This window comes from Streptomyces sp. NBC_00690, assembly GCF_036226685.1.
Taxonomy (GTDB): domain Bacteria; phylum Actinomycetota; class Actinomycetes; order Streptomycetales; family Streptomycetaceae; genus Streptomyces.
Genome location: NZ_CP109009.1, coordinates 3,972,302 through 3,990,624 on the forward strand (window position 1 = coordinate 3,972,302; position 18,323 = coordinate 3,990,624).

Below are 18,323 nucleotides of genomic sequence, written 5' to 3' on the forward strand. Positions count from 1 at the left end.
GGCAGACCAGGGAACGACCACTCCAGGGGAGCCCACCATGCACGCCGTACGCCTCCACGCCTTCGGCCCCGCCGAGAACCTCCGCCACGAGCAGGTGGAGGACCCGCGCCCCGGTCCCGGCCAGGTGCGGATCACCGTCGAAGCGGCGGGCGTCCACTACCTCGACACCCTGCTGCGCACCGGGCTCGAAGGACACCCGGCGGCACCCGCCGCGCTGCCCAGCATCCCCGGCCGGGAGGTCGCAGGAACCGTCGACGCCGTGGGCGATGGCACCGACCACGACTGGCTCGGCAAGCGGGTGGTGGCCCATCTGGGGATGGCCCCGGGCGGCTATGCGGAACTCGCCGTCACCGATGCGACCAGGCTCCATGAGGTCCCGGCGACGATCGACGCCGCCGAAGCCGTCGCCATGATCGGCACCGGCCGTACGGTCATGGGCATCGTCCAGTTCACCGAGCTGGGCCCGGACGACGTGGTGATCGTTTCAGCGGCGGCGGGCGGCATCGGCACCCTCCTGGTCCAGTACGCCAAGAACGCCGGCGCCACCGTCATCGCCCTCGCTGGCGGCCCGTCCAAGGCCGCCCGGGCACTGGCGAACGGCGCCGACCTCGCACTCGACTACCGACGGCCCGAATGGGTCGAGCAGGCGCGCGACCACCTGGGCGACACCCGGGCCACCGTCGTCTTCGACGCGGTCGGCGGAGACATCGCCCGGCAAGCCGTCGACCTGCTCGGCAAGGGGGGCCGGCACCTCGTCTACGGCGGCTTCGGGGACGACGTGACCTTCACCGCCGATGAACTGATCGAGCGGGGCATCACATCCGAGACCGTCGTGGGACCGGCAATGATCGAAAAGGCGGGTGGGAACATCCGCGCGCTGGAGGAGCGATCCCTCACGGAGGCGGCGACCGGGCGGCTGCGCCCCGCGGTCCAGCGCTTCCCCCTCGCCGATGCGGCCGGCGCCCACCGCGCGTTGGAGACCCGCGGCACGGTCGGCAAGGTGGTGCTCGTCCCCTGATCACGGTCCCCGGGCCGACCGTGGGCGCTGCCGGCCCGCCCGGCGAACCCGGCTGGCTCGAAGGAAGCCCCGACGACCGGGGCCGCAGCCTCCCCGGACGTCTCGGAAACGGCGCCTAGTCCTTCTTGCCGAGCTTCCGCAGTGCGTCGTCCGTCAGCCGGTTCACGGTCCACTCGTCCATGGGCACCGCGCCGAGCGACCGATAGAAGTCGATCGACGGCTTGTTCCAGTCCAGGACCGACCACTCAAGCCGCTCATAGCCGCGCGCCACGCAGAGGCGGGCCAACTCCGCCAACAGAGCCTTCCCATGGCCGCCGCCACGGCTGTTCGGACGGACGTAGAGGTCTTCCAGATAGATCCCGTGCACCCCTCGCCAGGTGGAGAAGTTCAAGAACCAGAGCGCGAACCCGACCGTCTCACCAGCCTCGTTCACCGCGATGTGCGCATAGGCCGCGGGATTCTCGCCGAACAGTGCCTCACGGAGTTGGCCCTCCGTGGCATGAACCTCGTCCAGGGCTCTCTCATACTCGGCGAGTTCACACACCATGCGGTGGATCTCGGGAACATCTGTGGGCACAGCGGTACGAATCATAGGGCCGAGCCTGCCCTATTTTTTGATCAGCGAGCCAACAGTGTCCGAGCGATGGACAGCTGTTCGTCCTCCAGATCGGACTCGCCGTCCTCGATGGACCACAGGCTGTTCTGGAGCACGCGCCCCAGGACCCACGCCCGCGCCCGCTCGCGATCCAGATCCAGCGTCTCGGTGAGCAGATCGAACCGCCACTTCGTCTCGGCGGGGTCGAAGAGGTTGTCCAGCGCGGGCATCAGATCGAAGCCGGGGTCCCCGGCCAACGGCCTGGGATCGATGACGAGCCAGTCTTCCCGCTCGGCACCGAGAACGTTGTCGTAGTGCAGGTCCCAGTGCAGCAGCCGATCTCCGCTCTCATCCGCCACCTCCCGCACGGCGGCGGCGCAGTCCAGCAACACCCGGCGCCTGTCGTCGCGGAGGGGTTGCACCGCGTCGGGGACATCAGCGAGCATCCCGGCGGCGATGTCCTTGAGGGTGCGCATCCCCTCGGGTGCGGGCCCCGCCGTCAGACGGGCCAACAACTCCGCCAGGATGCGCACCGCCTCACGCTGGTCCGCCAGCGCTGACAGGGGGCGCCCGGAGTCGAGCCGTTCGAGCAGCAGCGTATTGGTGTCCGCGTCATGGTCAAGGAGTCGTACCGCCCCATCCCCGTCCCAGATGCGCAGGGCGACGGGCTCCCCCTCGCTCTCCTCGTCGAGCGCCTGGAGCTTGAGTGCGGCCGACGTGCCATCGGGCCGCTCCACCGGCAGGACCAGGGCGGCCATGCCGTGCATGGCCGGCCCCGTCACCCGCAGTTGCCAACGCTCCAGGAACTCGACCGCCCGTTGCGGCAGTACTTCGATGAAGGCACGCCCCGCTTCCCCTCCGTACTTGCGCTGTGAATTGGCCAGTGCTTCCGGTACCTCGATCATGCAGGCGATCGTATGGACACAGTGCCGACCCGCTCGCCCCATTTTCCGGCACCCGCACCAGGGCGCTCGGCCGTTGTGTTGCGTACAGTCGCCCGCAGACAACGGGCCCGAGCAGCACCTTCACGGCCATCGGATCACCGCAGCGCGAGTTAGAGCGGCAGGGACACCATGACCAGCACCACCGCGAACGGCGGAATCTCGTTCTGGTACGCCCGGGACGGTCTGCCCACTCCCCGTGAACCGCTGCCCGGGGACGCCTCGGCCGATGTGTGCATCGTCGGCGGTGGATACACCGGTCTCTGGACGGCCTACTACCTCAAGAAGGCCGCCCCCTTCCTGAACATCGTGGTCCTCGAAGGCAAGTTCTGCGGCTACGGGGCTTCGGGACGCAACGGCGGCTGGCTCTACAACGGCATCGCGGGGCGTGATCGCTACGCACGGCTGCACGGCCAGGACTCGGCGGTCCGGCTCCAGCGGGCCATGAACGACACCGTCGACGAGGTCATCCGGGTAGCGGCCGAGGAGGGCATCGACGCCGACGTCCACCGCGGCGGAGTGCTGGAGGTCGCCCACACCCCGGCCCAGGCAGCCCGGCTACGGGCGTACCACGCGGCCGAAGTCGCCTTCGGCGAGAAGGAACGCGTCCTGCTCGGCGCGCGGGAGACCGCCGAACGCATCCGGGTCAACGGCGCGATCGCCTCCTCGTGGACCCCGCACGGCGCCCGCGTGCAGCCAGTGAAACTGGTCAAGGGGCTGGCCGCGGCGGTGGAAGCGCTGGGCGTGACGATCCATGAGTCCACCCCCGTGACCGAGATCCGCCCCCGGCACGCGGTCACCCCCTACGGAACGGTCCGCGCCCCGTACATCCTGCGCTGCACCGAGGGGTTCACCGCCGCACTTAAGGGACAGCGGCGGGCCTGGCTCCCCATGAACTCCTCCATGATCGCCACCGAGCCGTTGCCGCCGGAGGTGTGGGCGACCATCGGCTGGGAGGGACGCGAAACACTCGGCGACATGGCACACGCCTACGTCTACGCCCAACGCACCGCCGACGACCGGATCGCACTTGGCGGCCGGGGCGTGCCCTACCGCTTCGGTTCCCGCACCGACCACGACGGCCGTACGCAGTCGGTGACGGTTGAGGCGCTGCGCGAGATGCTGGTGCGCCTCTTCCCCACCACCGCAGGTGTACGGATCGCCCACGCCTGGTCGGGCGTGCTCGGAGTGCCGCGCGACTGGTGCGCCACGGTCACCCTGGACCGCTCCACGGGACTCGGCTGGGCCGGCGGCTATGTGGGCTCCGGCGTCGCCACCGCCAATCTCGCCGGCCGCACCCTGCGCGATCTGATCCAACAGGACTCGGGACAGGCGGGCGCGACGGACCTCACCGCCCTGCCGTGGGTCGGCCACCGGGTCCGCAAGTGGGAGCCGGAGCCGCTGCGCTGGCTGGGCGTACAGACGATGTACGCGGCCTACCGGGGCGCCGACCGGCGCGAGTCGCAGGCCCGCAGCGCACGAACGGACCGGGTGGCACAGATCGCGGACCGCGTATCGGGCCGTCACTGAACGTCCGTGGGGTGCTTTCCATGCGGTGCTTCCCGTGGGGAGTCACGTCCTCCCCCACAGGAAGCGCCCCACGGGAACACGGATCAGCCGATGGATCGCATCAACCGGTGACGCAGCTCAGCGAGGCAACGCATCGACCGGTGAGGCGGGTCAGTCGGTGAACCGGGTCAGGATCCCGCCGAGGGGTTCCCAACCCTGCACGGACGGACCCCACGCACTCCCGTCCCACCACTTGTGGTGCAACGCCGAATCCGTACCGCGCACGAACAGATCCAGTCTGCCCGGCTCCCAGGCCACCGCTTCGGGCGAGCTGGTGCAGATCCCGCCCAGCGACTCCCAGCCCTGCACGGACGGACCCCACGCACTCCCGTCCCACCACTTGTGATGCAACGCCGAATCCGTACCGATCACAAAGACATCAAGCCGGTCGCGACCCCAGGAGACCGCAGCGGGCGTGCCGTTGCAGATCCCGCCCAGCGACTCCCAACCCTGCACGGACGGACCCCACGCACTCCCGTCCCACCACTTGTGATGCAACGCCGAATCCGTACCGACGACGAAGAGGTCGAGCCGATTCGGTCCCCAGGAGACCGCGGCGGGTGCTCCCATACAGATTCCGCCCAATGATTCCCAGCCGGTCGGCGACGGTCCCCAGGCACTCCCGTCCCACCACTTGTGGTAAAGCGCCGAGTCGGTTCCGACACTGAAGAGATCGAGCCGGTCCGCGCCCCAGGAAACCGCGACGGGATCACTCATGGAAATACCGCCGAGCGATTCCCAACCCTGTACCGAAGGGCCCCACGCATTTCCGTCCCACCACTTGTGGAAGATCGCGGAATCCGTGCCACGCACAAAGAGATCGAGCCGGTCGGGCGCCCAGGAGATCGCCTCGGGCGGACTCATACAGATTCCACCGAGCGACTCCCAGCCCTGCACGGACGGACCCCACGCACTCCCGTCCCACCACTTGTGATGCAACGCCGAATCCGTACCGATCACAAAGACGTCGAGTCGATCGTGGCCCCAGGAGAGCGCGGTGGGGCGGCTGGTGCAGATTCCACCGAGCGATTCCCAGCCCGGCACCGAGGGGCCCCAGGCGTTCCCGTCCCACCACTTGTGGAAGAGGGCGGAGTCGGTGCCGATACCGAAGGCGTCGAGCCGGGCCGACTCCCAGGAGACGACCGGCCCCGAAGAGGGCGAGGGTCCATACAGCGCCCGCACGGCGGCGATGTCATCGGTGCTCAGCCCGGTCCGCTGACCGATGACCGCCCCCGCCTGCGTGGGCACGACGGTGTCCTGCCCATTGCGGGAGAAGGCCGTGCGCGGGTAGTGCATGATCGAGCCGTAGTCGTACGGGCCCACGTCGTCCCCGTCGGCGATGTGCTGGTCGAAGTTGTGCTCGAAGCCCGGGCTGATGTTGGCCCAGACGATCGAGACGAACTGGTCGCGGTCCTCACGGCTCTGCTCATGCCAGAGCCCCACCGCATGGCCGATCTCGTGGATCGTGTTCCCGGTCGTACAGCCGGCGCCGAGCGTGATGTTCTGACCGCCGCGCTGGCGTCCGACGAAGGAGGAGCAGCCACCGCCCGGGACGAAGCGCACGAAGTCCGGGAAGCGGGCCGCGTTCGACGTGGTTCTCCGAACGAACCGGATGGAGGTGCGCCCCTGCCAGTGGGCGATCGCGTCGGTGACCCGCTGCTGATTGGGCAGCGCCGCATCGATCTCGAACGGCACCAGCGCGCCCGGCCAGCGAAATTCCCGCCCTGAGATGCTGACCGCGGACTGCGGCTTCGCATCGCCCTGCGCCTTCAGTTGCGCCGTACGCCGTTCGACGGCCTCGGCCGCGCCCAGGACGATGTCTCCTTCGAAGATCGCCTGCCCGTCGATTTCGACGTAACGAACGGGCTTGGCCTGAAAACTTGCTCCGTCGATCAGTGCGGTTTTAACCTCCCCCGAGGAACGGAATTCACCGTGGCCCTCTCCAGCAACACTGGTTTCCGCGTTGGACATGATTTCCCCCTGCCATTCGGCTTCTTGTCCGCGCACACCGCAAAATCGATTTGCGGAACGTACTGTGGAATATCAGTGCCAGCGGGGGCCGACAAGGGGGTGCGCGAGCGTATGCCGACCGTAGAAATCACGGTGCGCCTCGCGCCGGGAGCGAGCGCCCCCGGCGCGGCGATCACCTTGCGCGCCCAGGTGGAAGAAGTGGGTCCTGCGGACGCTCCGGCACGCGTGGTGGCTCGCGAGGTCGTCCGTGGAGTACTGCTGAACGAACCCCGGCAGTTGTCGCTGGAGGTGGCAGAGCCGAATCCCACCCGCCGCTACACGGTCCGGGTGCACGCCGATGTGGACGGCTCGGGCCTTGTGGCCGTGCACGACCTGGTCAGCACCCGCTCCCACCCGGTCCTCACTCTGGGCGGCCCGAACACGATCACGGTCGAGCTGAGCCCGGCATCACCCTGACCCAAGCGGACGGACAACGGACCACGGCGGAACGCACAGGGAGCAGTGGGGCACCTACGGACGTGCCGGGAGTACGAGGCCGAAGAAACAGCCGGGGCGCCTGATGCCAGAGCCCGCTTCGGACAGAAATATGTCCCGGGTCAGAGTGATCCGGGACACATCTGAAGACTTCCAGAGCCCCCTGTCGGATTCGAACCGACGACCTACGCATTACAAGTGCGTTGCTCTGGCCAGCTGAGCTAAGGAGGCAGCCGTAGCAGTGTAACCAACCGTGCGCCCTGGTCGACCGGGAATCTGGTTGCCTACGGCAGCTGACAGATCAGAAAAGGGCAGGTAGCGTCACCCCACGTCCGCACAGGTGGACTACACCAATCCTTTACTCGGATCGTCCGGCACGTTCCTGCCGGTGAAGGGAACCATCAGCATGGCCAGCGTCACGTTCGACAAGGCGACCCGCATCTACCCCGGCGGGGACAAGCCTGCGGTCGACCAGCTCCAGATCGAGATCGAAGACGGCGAGTTCCTCGTCCTCGTCGGCCCTTCCGGTTGTGGCAAGTCCACTTCCCTCCGGATGCTCGCCGGACTTGAGGACGTCAACGGCGGAGCGATCCGCATCGGCGACCGCGATGTCACGCATCTGCCGCCCAAGGACCGGGACATCGCCATGGTGTTCCAGAACTACGCGCTCTACCCGCACATGTCCGTCGCCGACAACATGGGCTTCGCGCTCAAGATCGCCGGCGTCAACAAGAGCGAGATCCGCAAGAAGGTCGAAGAGGCTGCCAAGATCCTCGACCTCAGCCCGTACCTCGACCGCAAGCCGAAGGCGCTCTCCGGCGGTCAGCGCCAGCGTGTGGCCATGGGCCGCGCCATCGTCCGTGAGCCGCAGGTCTTCCTCATGGACGAGCCGCTGTCGAACCTCGACGCCAAGCTCCGCGTCTCCACCCGTACCCAGATCGCCTCGCTCCAGCGGCGCCTGGGCATCACCACCGTGTACGTCACCCACGACCAGGTCGAGGCCCTCACCATGGGCGACCGGGTCGCGGTCCTCAAGGACGGTCTGCTCCAGCAGGTCGACTCCCCGCGCAACATGTACGACCGCCCGGCCAACCTCTTCGTCGCCGGCTTCATCGGCTCCCCCGCCATGAACCTGGTCGAGGTGCCGATCACCGACGGCGGCGTGAAGTTCGGCAACAGCGTGGTGCCGGTCTCCCGCGAAGCCCTGAGCGCCGCCGCCGACCGCGGCGACACCACGGTCACCGTGGGCGTCCGTCCTGAGCACTTCGACGTCGTCGAGCACAACGGCGCCGCCGCCCGCTCGCTCTCCAAGGACTCCCAGGACGCGCCGGCCGGTCTCGCGATCTCCGTCAACGTCGTCGAGGAGCTCGGCGCCGACGGTTTCGTGTACGGCTCCGCCGAGGTCGGCGGAGAGTACAAGGACCTGGTCGTCCGCGTCGGCGGTCGTTCCGTGCCCGACAAGGGTGCTGAGCTGCACGTCGTTCCGCGCCCGGACGAGCTGCACGTCTTCGCGACCTCGACCGGTGAGCGCCTCACCAACTGAGTCAGCTGAACGGCTCAACACAGAGTGACGGCCCCGCAGTTCCTGCGGGGCCGTTTCGCGTTTCCCGCCAAAAGCCCCACCGCTCCGGGCATTTCGGTCCCCGCCGTCAACACCGGATTCGAAAGGGCTCGTCGAACCGTCCCCCGCGCGAGTGACTAAATGTCGCCAAATCATCACTGACCGCTACGCTCGCTCGCGTGACCCACTCAGCACGCCGAATCGGCCGCACTCTCGCCCTCGTTCTGCCCGTCGTCCTGGTGCTCTCCGGAACCCTCGCGGTCACCAGCGTCCCGTGGGCAGGCCAGCCGAGCCAGTCCCAGATGCTCACCGCCTCCTCCCAGGACGTCTCCGTACGCGCGAAGCCACGGGCCCCCCAGGACGTCCTGCGCGACCGCCTCCTAGCCGAACTCCAGGAGAAGGACCCGGGCACCGCGCTCACCCACCTCCAGCGCGAGGTGGAAGCCCGTCCCTCACTCGCGCAGCACTGCATGTCCATCGCACGCGCCCTCGGTCGCGCCGCCGTCGAGCGCCTCGGCCCCACTCGCGCCCAGTCCTACTCCAAGCCCGTCTGCGACACCTCCTTCGCCACCGGTGTCGCCGCTCAGACCCAGGGCAGCTGAGCCGCCGGGGCCTCCCGGCCCGCGCCGCATATGGTTCACGGCATGAGTACGCCTACGCATCCGACGCAGGCCGTGGTCCTGGCGGGCGGCCAGGGGTCACGGCTGCGCCCGTACACCGACGACCGCCCCAAGCCGATGGTCGAGATCCCGGGAACCGGGACCCCGATCATCGGCCATCAGCTTTCCTGGCTCGCTGCCGAAGGCGTGACCGACGCGGTCGTCTCCTGCGGCCACCTCGCCGAAGTGCTCCAGGACTGGCTGGAGAACACCGAATTGCCGCTGCGGGTCACCACGGTCGTCGAACCCGAGCCGCTAGGCCGCGGCGGTGGACTCAAATACGCCGCCGCCCGCCTGCCCCGTCCCGACCTGCCCTGGTACGCCACCAACGGCGACATCTGGACCCGGTTCCCCCTGCGTGACATGGCCGCCTTCCACGCCGAGCGGGACGCCGTGGCGACCCTTGCCCTCGCCCGCCCCCGCATTCCCTGGGGAGCCGTGGAAACCGATGCGTTCGGGCACATCACGGACTTCATCGAATCCCCGCCGTCGCCCTTCCTGATCAACGCAGGCGTGTACGTCTTCTCCGCCACCTTCACCGAGCTGCTGCCGGATCGCGGCGACCATGAGCGTACGACGTTCCCCGGACTCGCCCGAGAGCGCCTGCTGGCCGGCTTCCCGCTGCCTCAGGGCGCCTACTGGCGGGCGATCGACACGGCGAAGGACCTGACCGAGGCCGCGAAGGAACTGGCCGCTCAGCGGCCGTCCTCGTAACGCGTACTCGTACGTTCGCCTCCCCTGCCGCACCGGCCTCGCGCCAGCACTTCGGTACGCCCTGGTGGCTGACCCGTCCCCCATGGCTCCGTGCCCCCCGTATGCCCGGGTGGACCTCGACGAAGGCACCCTGAGCCCTCGCCCTCAGGCATGCGAAAGGCGGCCATCGGAGCCTTCCGATGGCCGCCTTCGTGCTGTTCGCGGGCGGGGGCTCAGCCCAGCAGACCGCCGATCACCCGGCCGCTGCCACCGCTTCCCGAACCGCCGCCGGAACCCGAGCCGGAACTGCTCGTGGACCCCGGGTCCTCGGCACTGCTGTCCGTGGCGCCGGTGCCACCGCTGCCACCCCCGGACGACGACGGCCCCGAAGTGCCCGACGGTGCCTGCTGGGCGGGCTCCGAGCGGGTCGGAGGCTCCTGGGCGCCACCGCCCGTACCCCGCGGCTCGCTGGCCCTCTCCTGGGCCTCCCGGGCCGGCTCACGGGCCTTCTCCCCGGACGGCGTCGTCTGTTCCTTCTTCGGCGTGTCCACCCGGCTCACCGAAGGCTTGGGCCGCTCGGACTTCTCTCCGGTGGGGCCGGACGAACTGCGCTCGCCCGTCGGTTCGTCCTGCGGTAGTGCGGACCCGGGCAGATGGTTCGTCGGATCCTGATTGGGCCCGGGCACGGTGACCATGTCCGTGGAGCGCACCGCCCCGCCCAGCATCGAGCCGAGCAGCAGGGTGAGACCCACCACCACGGTGGCCACGACCGCTCCCCGCCTCAGCACCCGCTGGCGCAGCTGCCAGAGCTCGGAACGCGGCCCGAGTTTGCGCCACGCCTCGCTCGCCAACCGACCGTCCACCGAGTAGACCGGTGCGCCCGCGATGATCAGCGGGGACCAGGCGGCGAGATAGATGATGTCGGGAGCGTCGTACACAGGCACGGTCCGCCAGCTGACCGTGAGGATCAACGCGGCCGACAGCAGCGCGCCCACGATGGCGGCGACCCGCTGCCACAGCCCCAGCACGGTCAGGACGCCGACGACGATCTGGAGGAAGGCGACCGTGAGACCGGCACCCACCGGGTGGGAGAGGGCGAAGTCACGCAGGGGTTCGGCCAGCGCCCACGGGTGCAGCGAGTTCAGCCACTTGACCATGGACCCGCGCTCGCCGCCGTCGAAGTAGACGGGATCGCTGAGCTTGCCCATGCCGGCGTAGATGGAGATGAAGCCGAGGAAGACGCGCATCGGCAGCAGCACCACGCCGAGGTTCATCCGGCGCCCGGGGTAGTAACCGTGCCGAACCGCGTCCTGACCCGCCCGGTGGCCGGCGGTGTCGCCCACGACGTCGTCCAACTCGTCGTCGTAGGGCTCCTGTTCATAGGAGGCGTACGAGCCCGAGGTGTCATAGCCGTCGTAGCCGTCGGGAGAGTCGTAGGCGCCGACGGCCTGGCGCATCGGCGGCAGGAGCGGGCTCTCCGAGCGGCTGTGGGGCACTGCGGGATACACGGGGTGCGGCTCGGTCGGCTCCCCCTCGACGCCTGCCACACCGACCCGCGGGATCACCTGGGTCGAACCGCCGTCGTAGCGCTGGTCGTGTCCGTCCTGGTACCCCGTGGTGGCGTTGTTGCGGACGGCCTGGAGCAGTCCGGTCGCTCCCACGTCGCCGGGCGCGGACCGACCGCTCCACACGACGGGAGCCCGCCGCCGGGTCACCGCACCCGTAAGGGGGACGCGCGTGGTGTCCGCCATGGCTCGTGAGGGGCGCGAGCTCGGAGCGAGCCGCACCCGGAAGCTGGCGTGGTTCACGATGACCTGCGCGGGGTCGCAGTCAACCTTGACCATGCTCAGCGCAGGCTGATCATCGAACCCGGGCCGGGGCGTTCTGGTGTCCACACTCATCTAACCGAGTGACAACGAGTTAGGACACTGCCACGACCGGCCCTATCTGTCCGAGACCCGTCAAGGCTGGTGAGCGGCCCGCAAAGGGCGTGGCGGGCCGACGTCAACCCGCCACGCTGGGGTCAGGCGCGCCGCTTCGCCGCCTCGTACAGCACGACGCCCGCGGCGACACCGGCGTTGAGTGACTCGGCGCCACCCGGCATCGGAATGCGGACGAGGAAGTCACATGTCTCGCCGACCAGCCTGGACAGGCCCTTGCCCTCGCTGCCGACGACGATGACCAGCGGTCCGCCGAGGGCTGCGAGGTCACCGACCTCGTGCTCACCGTCGGCGGCGAGACCGACCACGGTCAGACCCGCCTTCTGGTACCCCTCCAGGGCACGGGTCAGATTGGTGGCCCGGGCCACCGGTGTACGGGCAGCGGTGCCGGCGGACGTCTTCCAGGCGCCCGCGGTCATACCGGCCGCGCGGCGCTCGGGCACCACGACGCCGTGCCCGCCGAAGGCGGAGACCGAACGCACCACGGCGCCCAGGTTGCGCGGGTCGGTCACCCCGTCGAGCGCGACGATCAGCGGGTCCTCGCCCTCGTCGAAGGCGGCAGCGGCCAGGTCCTCCGGGTGCGCGTACTCGTACGGCGGGACCTGGAGCACCATGCCCTGGTGGTTGAGGCCACCGGTCATCCGGTCCAGCTCGGGGCGGGGGGCCTCCATCAGATGGATGTTGCCCCGCCGGGCCGCCAGCTGGAGGGCCTCGCGGACGCGCTCGTCGTTGTCGATGAACTGCTGCACGTAGAGCGTGCTCGCGGGCACCCCGTCGCGCAGCGCCTCGAAGACGGGGTTGCGGCCGACGACCATCTCGGAGCTGCCCTTGCCGCCGCGGCGGGCGACGGGGCGGCGCGCGGTCTGCTTCGCCTTGGCGTTGGCGACGCGGTTCTTCACGTGCCCCTTGCGGGCGGAGGCGGGTGGGGTCGGGCCCTTGCCCTCAAGCGAGCGGCGCCGATTGCCACCGCTGCCGACCTGCGCGCCCTTCTTGTTGGACGTGCGGCGGTTCCTGCGCTGGCTGTTCCCGGCCATGGCTACTACCTGTTTCCTGAAAGCTCGAAGGCGTACGTACGTATGTATGAAAGTGTGCCGCCCGGAGAGCCGGGCGGCACATCGCGGATGGGCGTCAGCGCGGTCCGAGCGTCCAGCGCGGTCCGTCCGGGCTGTCCTCGATGACCAGACCGGACTGCTGGAGCTGGTCGCGGATGGCGTCGGCGGTGGCCCAGTCCTTGCGGCTGCGGGCGGCCTCGCGCTGCTGGAGCACCAGCCGTACGAGGGTGTCGACCGCGCCGTGGAGGTCCTCGCCGCTCTCGGTCTCACCCGCCCAGTGCGGGTCGAGCGGGTCGAGACCCAGTACCCCGAGCATGGCACGAACCTCGGCCAGACGGGCTACCGCGCTCTCCTTGTCGTCCGCGGCGAGGGCCGAGTTCCCCTGTCGGACAGTGGTGTGGATGACGGCGAGGGCCTGCGGGACCCCAAGGTCGTCGTCCATCGCCTCGGCGAAGGCCAGGGGGACCTCGGCGGCGGGCTCGACAGTGTCGCCGGCCTTCTCGCAGACGCGCTGCATGAAGCCGACGATCCGGGCGAAGGCCGATTCCGCCTCGCGCAGGGCCTCCTCGCTGTACTCGATCATCGACCGGTAGTGAGGAGTTCCCAGGTAGTAGCGCAGGACGATGGGCTTCCAGTGCTTGACCATCTCGGAGACGAGCACCGAGTTGCCGAGCGACTTGGACATCTTCTCGCCGCTCATGGTGACCCAGGCGTTGTGCACCCAGTACTGGGCGAAGTCGTCGCCGAACGCCTTGGCCTGCGCGATCTCGTTCTCGTGGTGCGGGAAGACCAGGTCGATCCCGCCGCCGTGGATGTCGAAGCTGGTGCCCAGGTACTTGTGCACCATGGCCGAGCACTCCAGGTGCCAGCCCGGCCGGCCGCGCCCCCAGGGCGTCTCCCAGTTGGGTTCGCCGGGCTTGACGGCCTTCCACATGGCGAAGTCGCGCGGATCGCGCTTGCCGGTCTCACCCTCGCCGGAGGGCTGGCGCAGATCGTCGATGTCCTGGTTGGAGAGCTGGAGGTAGCCGGGGAAGGAGCGCACGTCGAAGTAAACGTTGCCATCGGCCTCGTAGGCGTGCCCGCGCTCGATGAGCCCGCGCATCATCTCGACCATCTCGGTGATGTGGCCGGTGGCGCGGGGCTCGTAGGTGGGCGGGAGGCAGCCGAGTGCGGTGTAACCGTCGTTGAAGGCCCGCTCGTTCTCGTAGCCGATCGACCACCAGGGGCGGTTCTGTTCCGCCGACTTCTGGATGATCTTGTCATCGATGTCAGTCACGTTCCGGATGAACGTCACGTCGTAACCGCGGTACTCGAACCAGCGGCGCATGATGTCGAAGTTCAGTCCCGAGCGGATGTGACCGATGTGAGGGGCGGCCTGCACCGTGGCGCCACAGAGGTAGATCGAGACACAGCCCGGCTTGAGCGGGTTGAAGTCACGGATCTGCCGGGCGCTGGTGTCGTACAGGCGAATAGTCACGCAACAAGGGTAGTGGGCGCACGGCAGTGCCCCGCGACCCAGTGGGGGACGCGGGGCGAAACTTTGCTCGCGTGGCCTGTGTGACCTCTGTCTTGTGGGGTTCAGATACGCCCGACGACCTTCCGCGGGGTGATTCGGACAACCACCCGGGGAGCGTCCTGGGCGGAGGTCGGATTGAACTCCGCGTACTTCTTGCCGGTGTACTTCACGGAGAGCTCGTCGATGAGCTCCTGTCCGCCCTCGGTGGTGATCGAGGCGGTTCCCCGGATCTCGGCGTAGGTGTACGGGGCGTCGAAGGGCTGGAGCAGGACCGTCACCCGGGGGTCGTGACGCAGGTTCTGCTCCTTGCGGCGGCCGACGGTCGTCGAGATGAGGACGTCGTCGCCGTCCCGCTTCACCCACACCGGGGACACCTGAGGGCTGCCGTCGGGCTGGATCGTCGCAATGTTCACGAAGACGGGGGAGTCGAGGAGCGCCCTCAAGTGGTCCGAGAGTTCGGCGGTCATGTACGCGGCCTTTCGGGTGGGTGAAGGCTGGACGACGGACTGGGGAACAGGGCTGACGGGACGCAGTGAACCCGCTACCTGTTCACCCCCGGTGGATACCTGAAACCCGCCGGAGCCGGCTCGGTATCGGATTCCATCGGTCCGATGGAGACGAGTCCTGGTACGAGTACCCGCCTCGGGCGGCCCGTCACACCCTTCCAACGTTTCAGCCTGACGAACTACTCACCCGTACGGAACACCAGTGCCGTGGCGATGGCGGCGATGCCCTCGGCACGACCGGTCAGGCCGAGGCCGTCCGTCGTCGTGCCCGAAACGGACACCGGGGCCCCGACCGCGGCGCCCAACGCCTTCTGCGCCTCGGCGCGACGCTTACCGATCTTCGGGCGCACCCCGATCACCTGAATGGCGACATTTCCGATCTCCATGCCCTCGGCACGGACCAGCCGGGCGGCCTCGGCGAGCAGGGTGACGCCTGAGGCGCCGGACCACTCGGGGCGGTCGGTGCCGAAGTGGGCTCCGAGATCGCCGATGCCCGCGGCCGAGAAGAGCGCGTCACACGCGGCGTGCGCCGCGACATCGGCGTCGGAGTGACCGGCGAGACCCGTCTCGCCCTCCCAGAACAGGCCGGCACACCACAGCTCACGGCCGGCCTCGAAGGCGTGGACATCGGTGCCGATGCCGACCAGGGGGAGGTTAGAAGCCGTCATTGGCCCTCCTGCGGGCGAGCACTGCTTCGGCGAGGACGAGATCGAGGGGGCGCGTCACCTTGAACGCCTCCTCGTGGCCGGGAACCACGACCACAGGGGCGCCCAGCCGCTCCACCATGCCGGCGCAGTCGGTCGCACCGTCGCCACCGGCGACGGCCATGGTGGCGTGGGCGTTGACGAGCGTGGCGCGGTCGAAGCCCTGCGGTGTCTGTACGGCCCGCAGTCGGGCCCGCTCGGGAGTGGCGACCACGGGCTCGGGGCCTCCCGAGGGTGCCGGCTCGACCTCCTTGACGGTGTCCGCGAGCGGTAGGGCCGGCACGACGGCCACGGCACCGTCCCGTACCGCCTCGATGACGGAATCGACCGTGTCGACGGGTACGAGCGGGCGGGCAGCGTCATGGACCAGGACGATGTCGATCCCCTCGGGAATGGCTTCCAGACCGAGGCGTACCGACTCCTGACGGGTGTCGCCGCCGGGGACGACGGCGATGTCGGTGCGGTCCGGCAGCGCGAGGTCCGCAAGGAGGGCCTTCACCCCCTGCGTCTCGTCAGCAGGGGCGACGACCACGACGAGGGTGACCGCACGAGAGGCGGCCATGGCGCGTACGGCGTGGATGAGCATCGGTGTGCCGTTGAGCGTACGCAGCGCCTTGGGGGCACCGGGTCCGAGCCTCACCCCCCGTCCGGCAGCCGGAATCACCGCTGCGGTGCGGGGCGGATGCGATACGTCTGACATCGGTTGCACTCCGGCAGGTTTGTTTCCTCGGCCGACATGGGTATGGCCTCAAGCGTGCCGGGCGCGACGCCTTAACGGACCCTTCCGTGACTACTGGTCTGCGCCAGCCGCCCGGGCCCGGCACACCACAGGGATCAGTGGTGCGGTCCCTGCGGTTGGCACCGAAGCAGTACCAGCACGACCAATACGGGCGGGACCACGAAACATGCCGCAGCGCCCGGCGACAGGACCGTGATCAATGGTGATCATGTCATGTCATCGGGCACCGCGGCATTGGTGCGTCACGCGTCAGGACGCGAGGACCTCGTCGAGCAGAGCCTCGGCCTTGTCTTCGTTGGTGTTCTCCGCGAGGGCAAGCTCGCTCACCAGGATCTGGCGAGCCTTGGCGAGCATGCGCTTCTCACCTGCGGAAAGTCCACGCTCACGCTCACGACGCCACAGGTCACGCACTACTTCAGCGACCTTGATGACATCACCGGAGGCAAGCTTCTCCAGATTTGCCTTGTACCGACGGGACCAGTTAGTCGGCTCTTCGGCATACGGTGCGCGGAGCACCTCGAAGACCCGGTCGAGCCCGTCCTGACCGACCACATCGCGTACGCCGACGAACTCCGCATTGTCCGCTGGCACGCGAACAGTCAGGTCACCCTGAGCGACCTTGAGCACCAAGTAGGTCTTGTCCACGCCTTTGATCTGGCGAGTTTCGATGGCCTCGATCAGCGCGGCCCCGTGATGGGGATAGACCACGGTGTCGCCAACCTTGAACGTCATGTGACAGGTACCCCTTCCGTGGCTATCCAGGGTAACACGGATACAGCTTCTTCTGAATGGCGTTTTCGCAGGTCAGGGCATATCTCGGGGCTTGACAACAGCAACAGGAACGTGCTGCGAACGGCTTCCGGAAGACGGTATTCGCAGGTCGGAGCGGCTGCACGGGCCGAGTGAAACTCGTACGTTACCCCCCGTACCGACCCCTTAGACATGGCTGAACGTCCCGATATGCCGGGTTCTTCACGGTGAACTTCCCGTACTCCGTTCGGCCGTCGTTCACCCGTTCGGCCTGATGGGCGGGGGAATCCGCAATTGATCATCTGAGGTGTGTCGACGTGTGTCGAAGCTTTCACCTGCACGGTATTCGGAAGGAATGCGGAGCAGCCCGGGGAATTGATCACCGGTGATATGCGAACGCCTGCGAACGCCAAGGGGAACACCAAGGGAATCCTGCTTCCGTGGTCGTGGTCGGAAGTCAGCTGGAAGATCGGCTGTTGTGGGTCCGGTTCGTCGCCAGGTCGGTTGTGTAGTTCGTCGTGCCGTTCGCTACCAGGCGGTGCCACAACGCGAAGGGGCGGGTCGGGTGCAGGACGGAAGCGACGGCTCTGTAATCTGTCGACGAACTGAAGTGGTCTCGGCCGGTATCGCGAACTGTCGCGGTCCCGGCCGGTATTACGCCGGTTCAACCGGCCCGCCCACCGTCGTTCGGCAGGCGGCAGCCCGACCAGTCCGCAGTCCGTACGTCCAAGGAGATGCCGCCGTCGTGAGCCTCCACCACACTCCGTCGGGAGGCCGCACCCGCAGCCTTCGACGCGGTGCCCTCGCCGTGACCGCTGCCGTGCTGTCGACCGCCGCTCTCACCGCCTGCGGCGCGGGCAACAACGCCCAGTCCCTCGGCGTCAAGCCGGACACGGCAGCAGTGACGGTCGACACCATCAGCGTTCAGAACGCCAACGTCATCACGCAGCCGAAGGCTGACGCGGAGGGCCCGGCCGCCGTCTCTGCGACGGTCTTCAACAACGGCCGCAAGGCCCAGACGATCGACTCGATCACCCTGCCGGGTGCGGGTCGGGTGCAGTTGAAGCCCGCGAAGGGATCCGGTCCCATCACGGTGCCCGCCGAGGGTTCGGTGATCATCGGCGGCAAGGGCAATGCCTCCGCGTTCATCGAGAACGGCCGGGATCTGACGAAGAACATCGGCGGTGTGCAGGAGACGGTCTTCCGCTTCAGCGACACCGGTGATGTGAAGCTGAAGGCGTTCGTGATGGCGTCGACGGGCGACTTCAAGGACTTCGGGCCCACCGCGCCGCCGAAGCCCGCTCCCGCGAAGCCCAAGCCGTCGGAGCCGGCGGGCGAGCCGGGCAGCGACCCCTCGGGAAACCCTGAGAACGCAGAGAATGCTGCGAACCCCGACGACGGTGCCAACGCTGAGAACCCCGGCAACGGGGAGAACTCGACCGAGCAGGGCACGGAAGGCCAGCCGGGCGCCGAGGGCGAGCAGAGCGACCAGGCGAATGAGCAGGCTCAGAGCGAGCAGGGCCAGGACGGCGAGCAGGGCCAGGGCGACCACGAGGGCGATTCCTCCGACTCCGCCCACAGCTGACGTCTGAGACTTCTGGCTGGCCGTCTGAACATCTGGCCGTCTGAACGCCG

17 protein-coding genes and 1 tRNA gene are annotated in these 18,323 nt (G+C 68.5%); 7 read left to right on the forward strand and 11 right to left on the reverse strand.

Features of this window, described 5'->3' with window-relative positions; genetic code table 11:
- Window positions 1-37 precede the first annotated feature (37 nt).
- Window positions 38-1,018, forward strand: coding sequence for a zinc-binding dehydrogenase (locus OID54_RS17410; protein WP_329020654.1), 981 nt, complete (start codon window positions 38-40; stop codon window positions 1,016-1,018).
- A 115-nt stretch (window positions 1,019-1,133) separates the two neighbouring features.
- Here the strand turns inward: OID54_RS17410 and OID54_RS17415 are convergent, their stop codons facing one another.
- Complete coding sequence (locus OID54_RS17415) at window positions 1,134-1,610, reverse strand: GNAT family N-acetyltransferase (RefSeq protein ID WP_329020656.1); 477 nt, start codon at window positions 1,608-1,610, stop codon at window positions 1,134-1,136.
- A 26-nt stretch (window positions 1,611-1,636) separates the two neighbouring features.
- Window positions 1,637-2,518 carry an aminoglycoside phosphotransferase family protein gene (locus OID54_RS17420; protein ID WP_329020658.1) on the reverse strand — a complete coding sequence of 294 codons (882 nt, stop codon included), beginning with the start codon at window positions 2,516-2,518 and terminating at the stop codon, window positions 1,637-1,639.
- 168 nt (window positions 2,519-2,686) lie between these two features.
- Here OID54_RS17420 and OID54_RS17425 point away from each other — a divergent pair, with 168 nt between their 5' ends.
- Window positions 2,687-4,084 carry an NAD(P)/FAD-dependent oxidoreductase gene (locus OID54_RS17425; protein ID WP_329020660.1) on the forward strand — a complete coding sequence of 466 codons (1,398 nt, stop codon included), beginning with the start codon at window positions 2,687-2,689 and terminating at the stop codon, window positions 4,082-4,084.
- Window positions 4,085-4,234: 150 nt separating this feature from the next.
- On the opposite strand, the gene legP is transcribed toward OID54_RS17425, so the two are convergent.
- Window positions 4,235-6,094, reverse strand: coding sequence for a Dot/Icm T4SS effector Zinc-dependent metalloprotease LegP (gene legP / locus OID54_RS17430; RefSeq protein ID WP_329020662.1), 1,860 nt, complete (start codon window positions 6,092-6,094; stop codon window positions 4,235-4,237).
- A gap of 111 nt (window positions 6,095-6,205) precedes the next feature.
- Here legP and OID54_RS17435 point away from each other — a divergent pair, with 111 nt between their 5' ends.
- Window positions 6,206-6,550, forward strand: a complete 345-nt coding sequence (locus OID54_RS17435) for a YbaY family lipoprotein (protein ID WP_329020664.1) — start codon at window positions 6,206-6,208, stop codon at window positions 6,548-6,550.
- A gap of 175 nt (window positions 6,551-6,725) precedes the next feature.
- Here OID54_RS17435 and OID54_RS17440 read toward each other — a convergent pair.
- Window positions 6,726-6,799 (reverse strand) — tRNA-Thr (locus OID54_RS17440).
- A gap of 175 nt (window positions 6,800-6,974) precedes the next feature.
- Between OID54_RS17440 and OID54_RS17445 the strand changes: the two genes are divergently transcribed.
- The 3 genes from OID54_RS17445 to OID54_RS17455 all read left to right on the forward strand — a co-directional run bounded on the left by OID54_RS17445 (window position 6,975) and on the right by OID54_RS17455 (window position 9,502).
- The gene (locus tag OID54_RS17445) at window positions 6,975-8,111 is read left to right on the forward strand and encodes an ABC transporter ATP-binding protein (protein WP_329020666.1); all 1,137 of its coding nucleotides are present in this window, start codon (window positions 6,975-6,977) and stop codon (window positions 8,109-8,111) included.
- A 197-nt stretch (window positions 8,112-8,308) separates the two neighbouring features.
- Window positions 8,309-8,731 (forward strand): hypothetical protein, encoded by a 423-nt coding sequence (locus OID54_RS17450; protein WP_329020668.1) that lies wholly within the window; start codon window positions 8,309-8,311, stop codon window positions 8,729-8,731.
- Between the two features lie 42 nt (window positions 8,732-8,773).
- Window positions 8,774-9,502: a nucleotidyltransferase family protein gene (locus tag OID54_RS17455; RefSeq protein WP_329020671.1), complete on the forward strand. Its 729-nt coding sequence runs from the start codon at window positions 8,774-8,776 to the stop codon at window positions 9,500-9,502.
- Between the two features lie 212 nt (window positions 9,503-9,714).
- On the opposite strand, the gene OID54_RS17460 is transcribed toward OID54_RS17455, so the two are convergent.
- The 7 genes from OID54_RS17460 to OID54_RS17490 form a co-directional block, all read right to left on the reverse strand.
- The gene (locus OID54_RS17460) at window positions 9,715-11,382 is read right to left on the reverse strand and encodes a DoxX family protein (protein ID WP_329020673.1); all 1,668 of its coding nucleotides are present in this window, start codon (window positions 11,380-11,382) and stop codon (window positions 9,715-9,717) included.
- Window positions 11,383-11,504: 122 nt separating this feature from the next.
- Window positions 11,505-12,455, reverse strand: a complete 951-nt coding sequence (rlmB, locus tag OID54_RS17465) for a 23S rRNA (guanosine(2251)-2'-O)-methyltransferase RlmB (RefSeq protein ID WP_329020675.1) — start codon at window positions 12,453-12,455, stop codon at window positions 11,505-11,507.
- A 94-nt stretch (window positions 12,456-12,549) separates the two neighbouring features.
- Entirely contained in the window at window positions 12,550-13,950 is a 1,401-nt protein-coding gene (gene cysS / locus OID54_RS17470) for a cysteine--tRNA ligase (RefSeq protein WP_329020677.1), read from the reverse strand.
- 101 nt (window positions 13,951-14,051) lie between these two features.
- On the reverse strand, window positions 14,052-14,456 hold the full coding sequence (locus tag OID54_RS17475) for a PPOX class F420-dependent oxidoreductase (protein WP_329020679.1): 405 nt from the start codon (window positions 14,454-14,456) through the stop codon (window positions 14,052-14,054).
- Window positions 14,457-14,674: 218 nt separating this feature from the next.
- The gene (gene ispF / locus OID54_RS17480; protein WP_329020681.1) at window positions 14,675-15,163 is read right to left on the reverse strand and encodes a 2-C-methyl-D-erythritol 2,4-cyclodiphosphate synthase; all 489 of its coding nucleotides are present in this window, start codon (window positions 15,161-15,163) and stop codon (window positions 14,675-14,677) included.
- On the reverse strand, window positions 15,150-15,899 hold the full coding sequence (gene ispD / locus OID54_RS17485) for a 2-C-methyl-D-erythritol 4-phosphate cytidylyltransferase (protein ID WP_329020683.1): 750 nt from the start codon (window positions 15,897-15,899) through the stop codon (window positions 15,150-15,152). Before ispD ends, ispF begins: the two co-directional genes overlap by 14 nt.
- Window positions 15,900-16,187: 288 nt before the next feature.
- The gene (locus tag OID54_RS17490; RefSeq protein ID WP_003953493.1) at window positions 16,188-16,670 is read right to left on the reverse strand and encodes a CarD family transcriptional regulator; all 483 of its coding nucleotides are present in this window, start codon (window positions 16,668-16,670) and stop codon (window positions 16,188-16,190) included.
- Between the two features lie 763 nt (window positions 16,671-17,433).
- Between OID54_RS17490 and OID54_RS17495 the strand changes: the two genes are divergently transcribed.
- Window positions 17,434-18,273: a DUF461 domain-containing protein gene (locus OID54_RS17495; RefSeq protein ID WP_329020685.1), complete on the forward strand. Its 840-nt coding sequence runs from the start codon at window positions 17,434-17,436 to the stop codon at window positions 18,271-18,273.
- Window positions 18,274-18,323 lie beyond the last annotated feature (50 nt).

What these genes read in the sequence shown, in the direction of transcription:
- OID54_RS17410 (WP_329020654.1), top strand. Translation starts at nt 38, where the DNA reads ATGCACGCCGTACGCCTCCACGCCTTCGGCCCCGCCGAGAACCTCCGC.
- OID54_RS17415 (WP_329020656.1), bottom strand. Translation starts at nt 1,610, where the DNA reads ATGATTCGTACCGCTGTGCCCACAGATGTTCCCGAGATCCACCGCATG.
- OID54_RS17420 (WP_329020658.1), bottom strand. Translation starts at nt 2,518, where the DNA reads ATGATCGAGGTACCGGAAGCACTGGCCAATTCACAGCGCAAGTACGGA.
- OID54_RS17425 (WP_329020660.1), top strand. Translation starts at nt 2,687, where the DNA reads ATGACCAGCACCACCGCGAACGGCGGAATCTCGTTCTGGTACGCCCGG.
- legP (WP_329020662.1), bottom strand. Translation starts at nt 6,094, where the DNA reads ATGTCCAACGCGGAAACCAGTGTTGCTGGAGAGGGCCACGGTGAATTC.
- OID54_RS17435 (WP_329020664.1), top strand. Translation starts at nt 6,206, where the DNA reads ATGCCGACCGTAGAAATCACGGTGCGCCTCGCGCCGGGAGCGAGCGCC.
- OID54_RS17445 (WP_329020666.1), top strand. Translation starts at nt 6,975, where the DNA reads ATGGCCAGCGTCACGTTCGACAAGGCGACCCGCATCTACCCCGGCGGG.
- OID54_RS17455 (WP_329020671.1), top strand. Translation starts at nt 8,774, where the DNA reads ATGAGTACGCCTACGCATCCGACGCAGGCCGTGGTCCTGGCGGGCGGC.
- OID54_RS17460 (WP_329020673.1), bottom strand. Translation starts at nt 11,382, where the DNA reads ATGAGTGTGGACACCAGAACGCCCCGGCCCGGGTTCGATGATCAGCCT.
- rlmB (WP_329020675.1), bottom strand. Translation starts at nt 12,455, where the DNA reads ATGGCCGGGAACAGCCAGCGCAGGAACCGCCGCACGTCCAACAAGAAG.
- OID54_RS17475 (WP_329020679.1), bottom strand. Translation starts at nt 14,456, where the DNA reads ATGACCGCCGAACTCTCGGACCACTTGAGGGCGCTCCTCGACTCCCCC.
- ispF (WP_329020681.1), bottom strand. Translation starts at nt 15,163, where the DNA reads ATGACGGCTTCTAACCTCCCCCTGGTCGGCATCGGCACCGATGTCCAC.
- ispD (WP_329020683.1), bottom strand. Translation starts at nt 15,899, where the DNA reads ATGTCAGACGTATCGCATCCGCCCCGCACCGCAGCGGTGATTCCGGCT.
- OID54_RS17490 (WP_003953493.1), bottom strand. Translation starts at nt 16,670, where the DNA reads ATGACGTTCAAGGTTGGCGACACCGTGGTCTATCCCCATCACGGGGCC.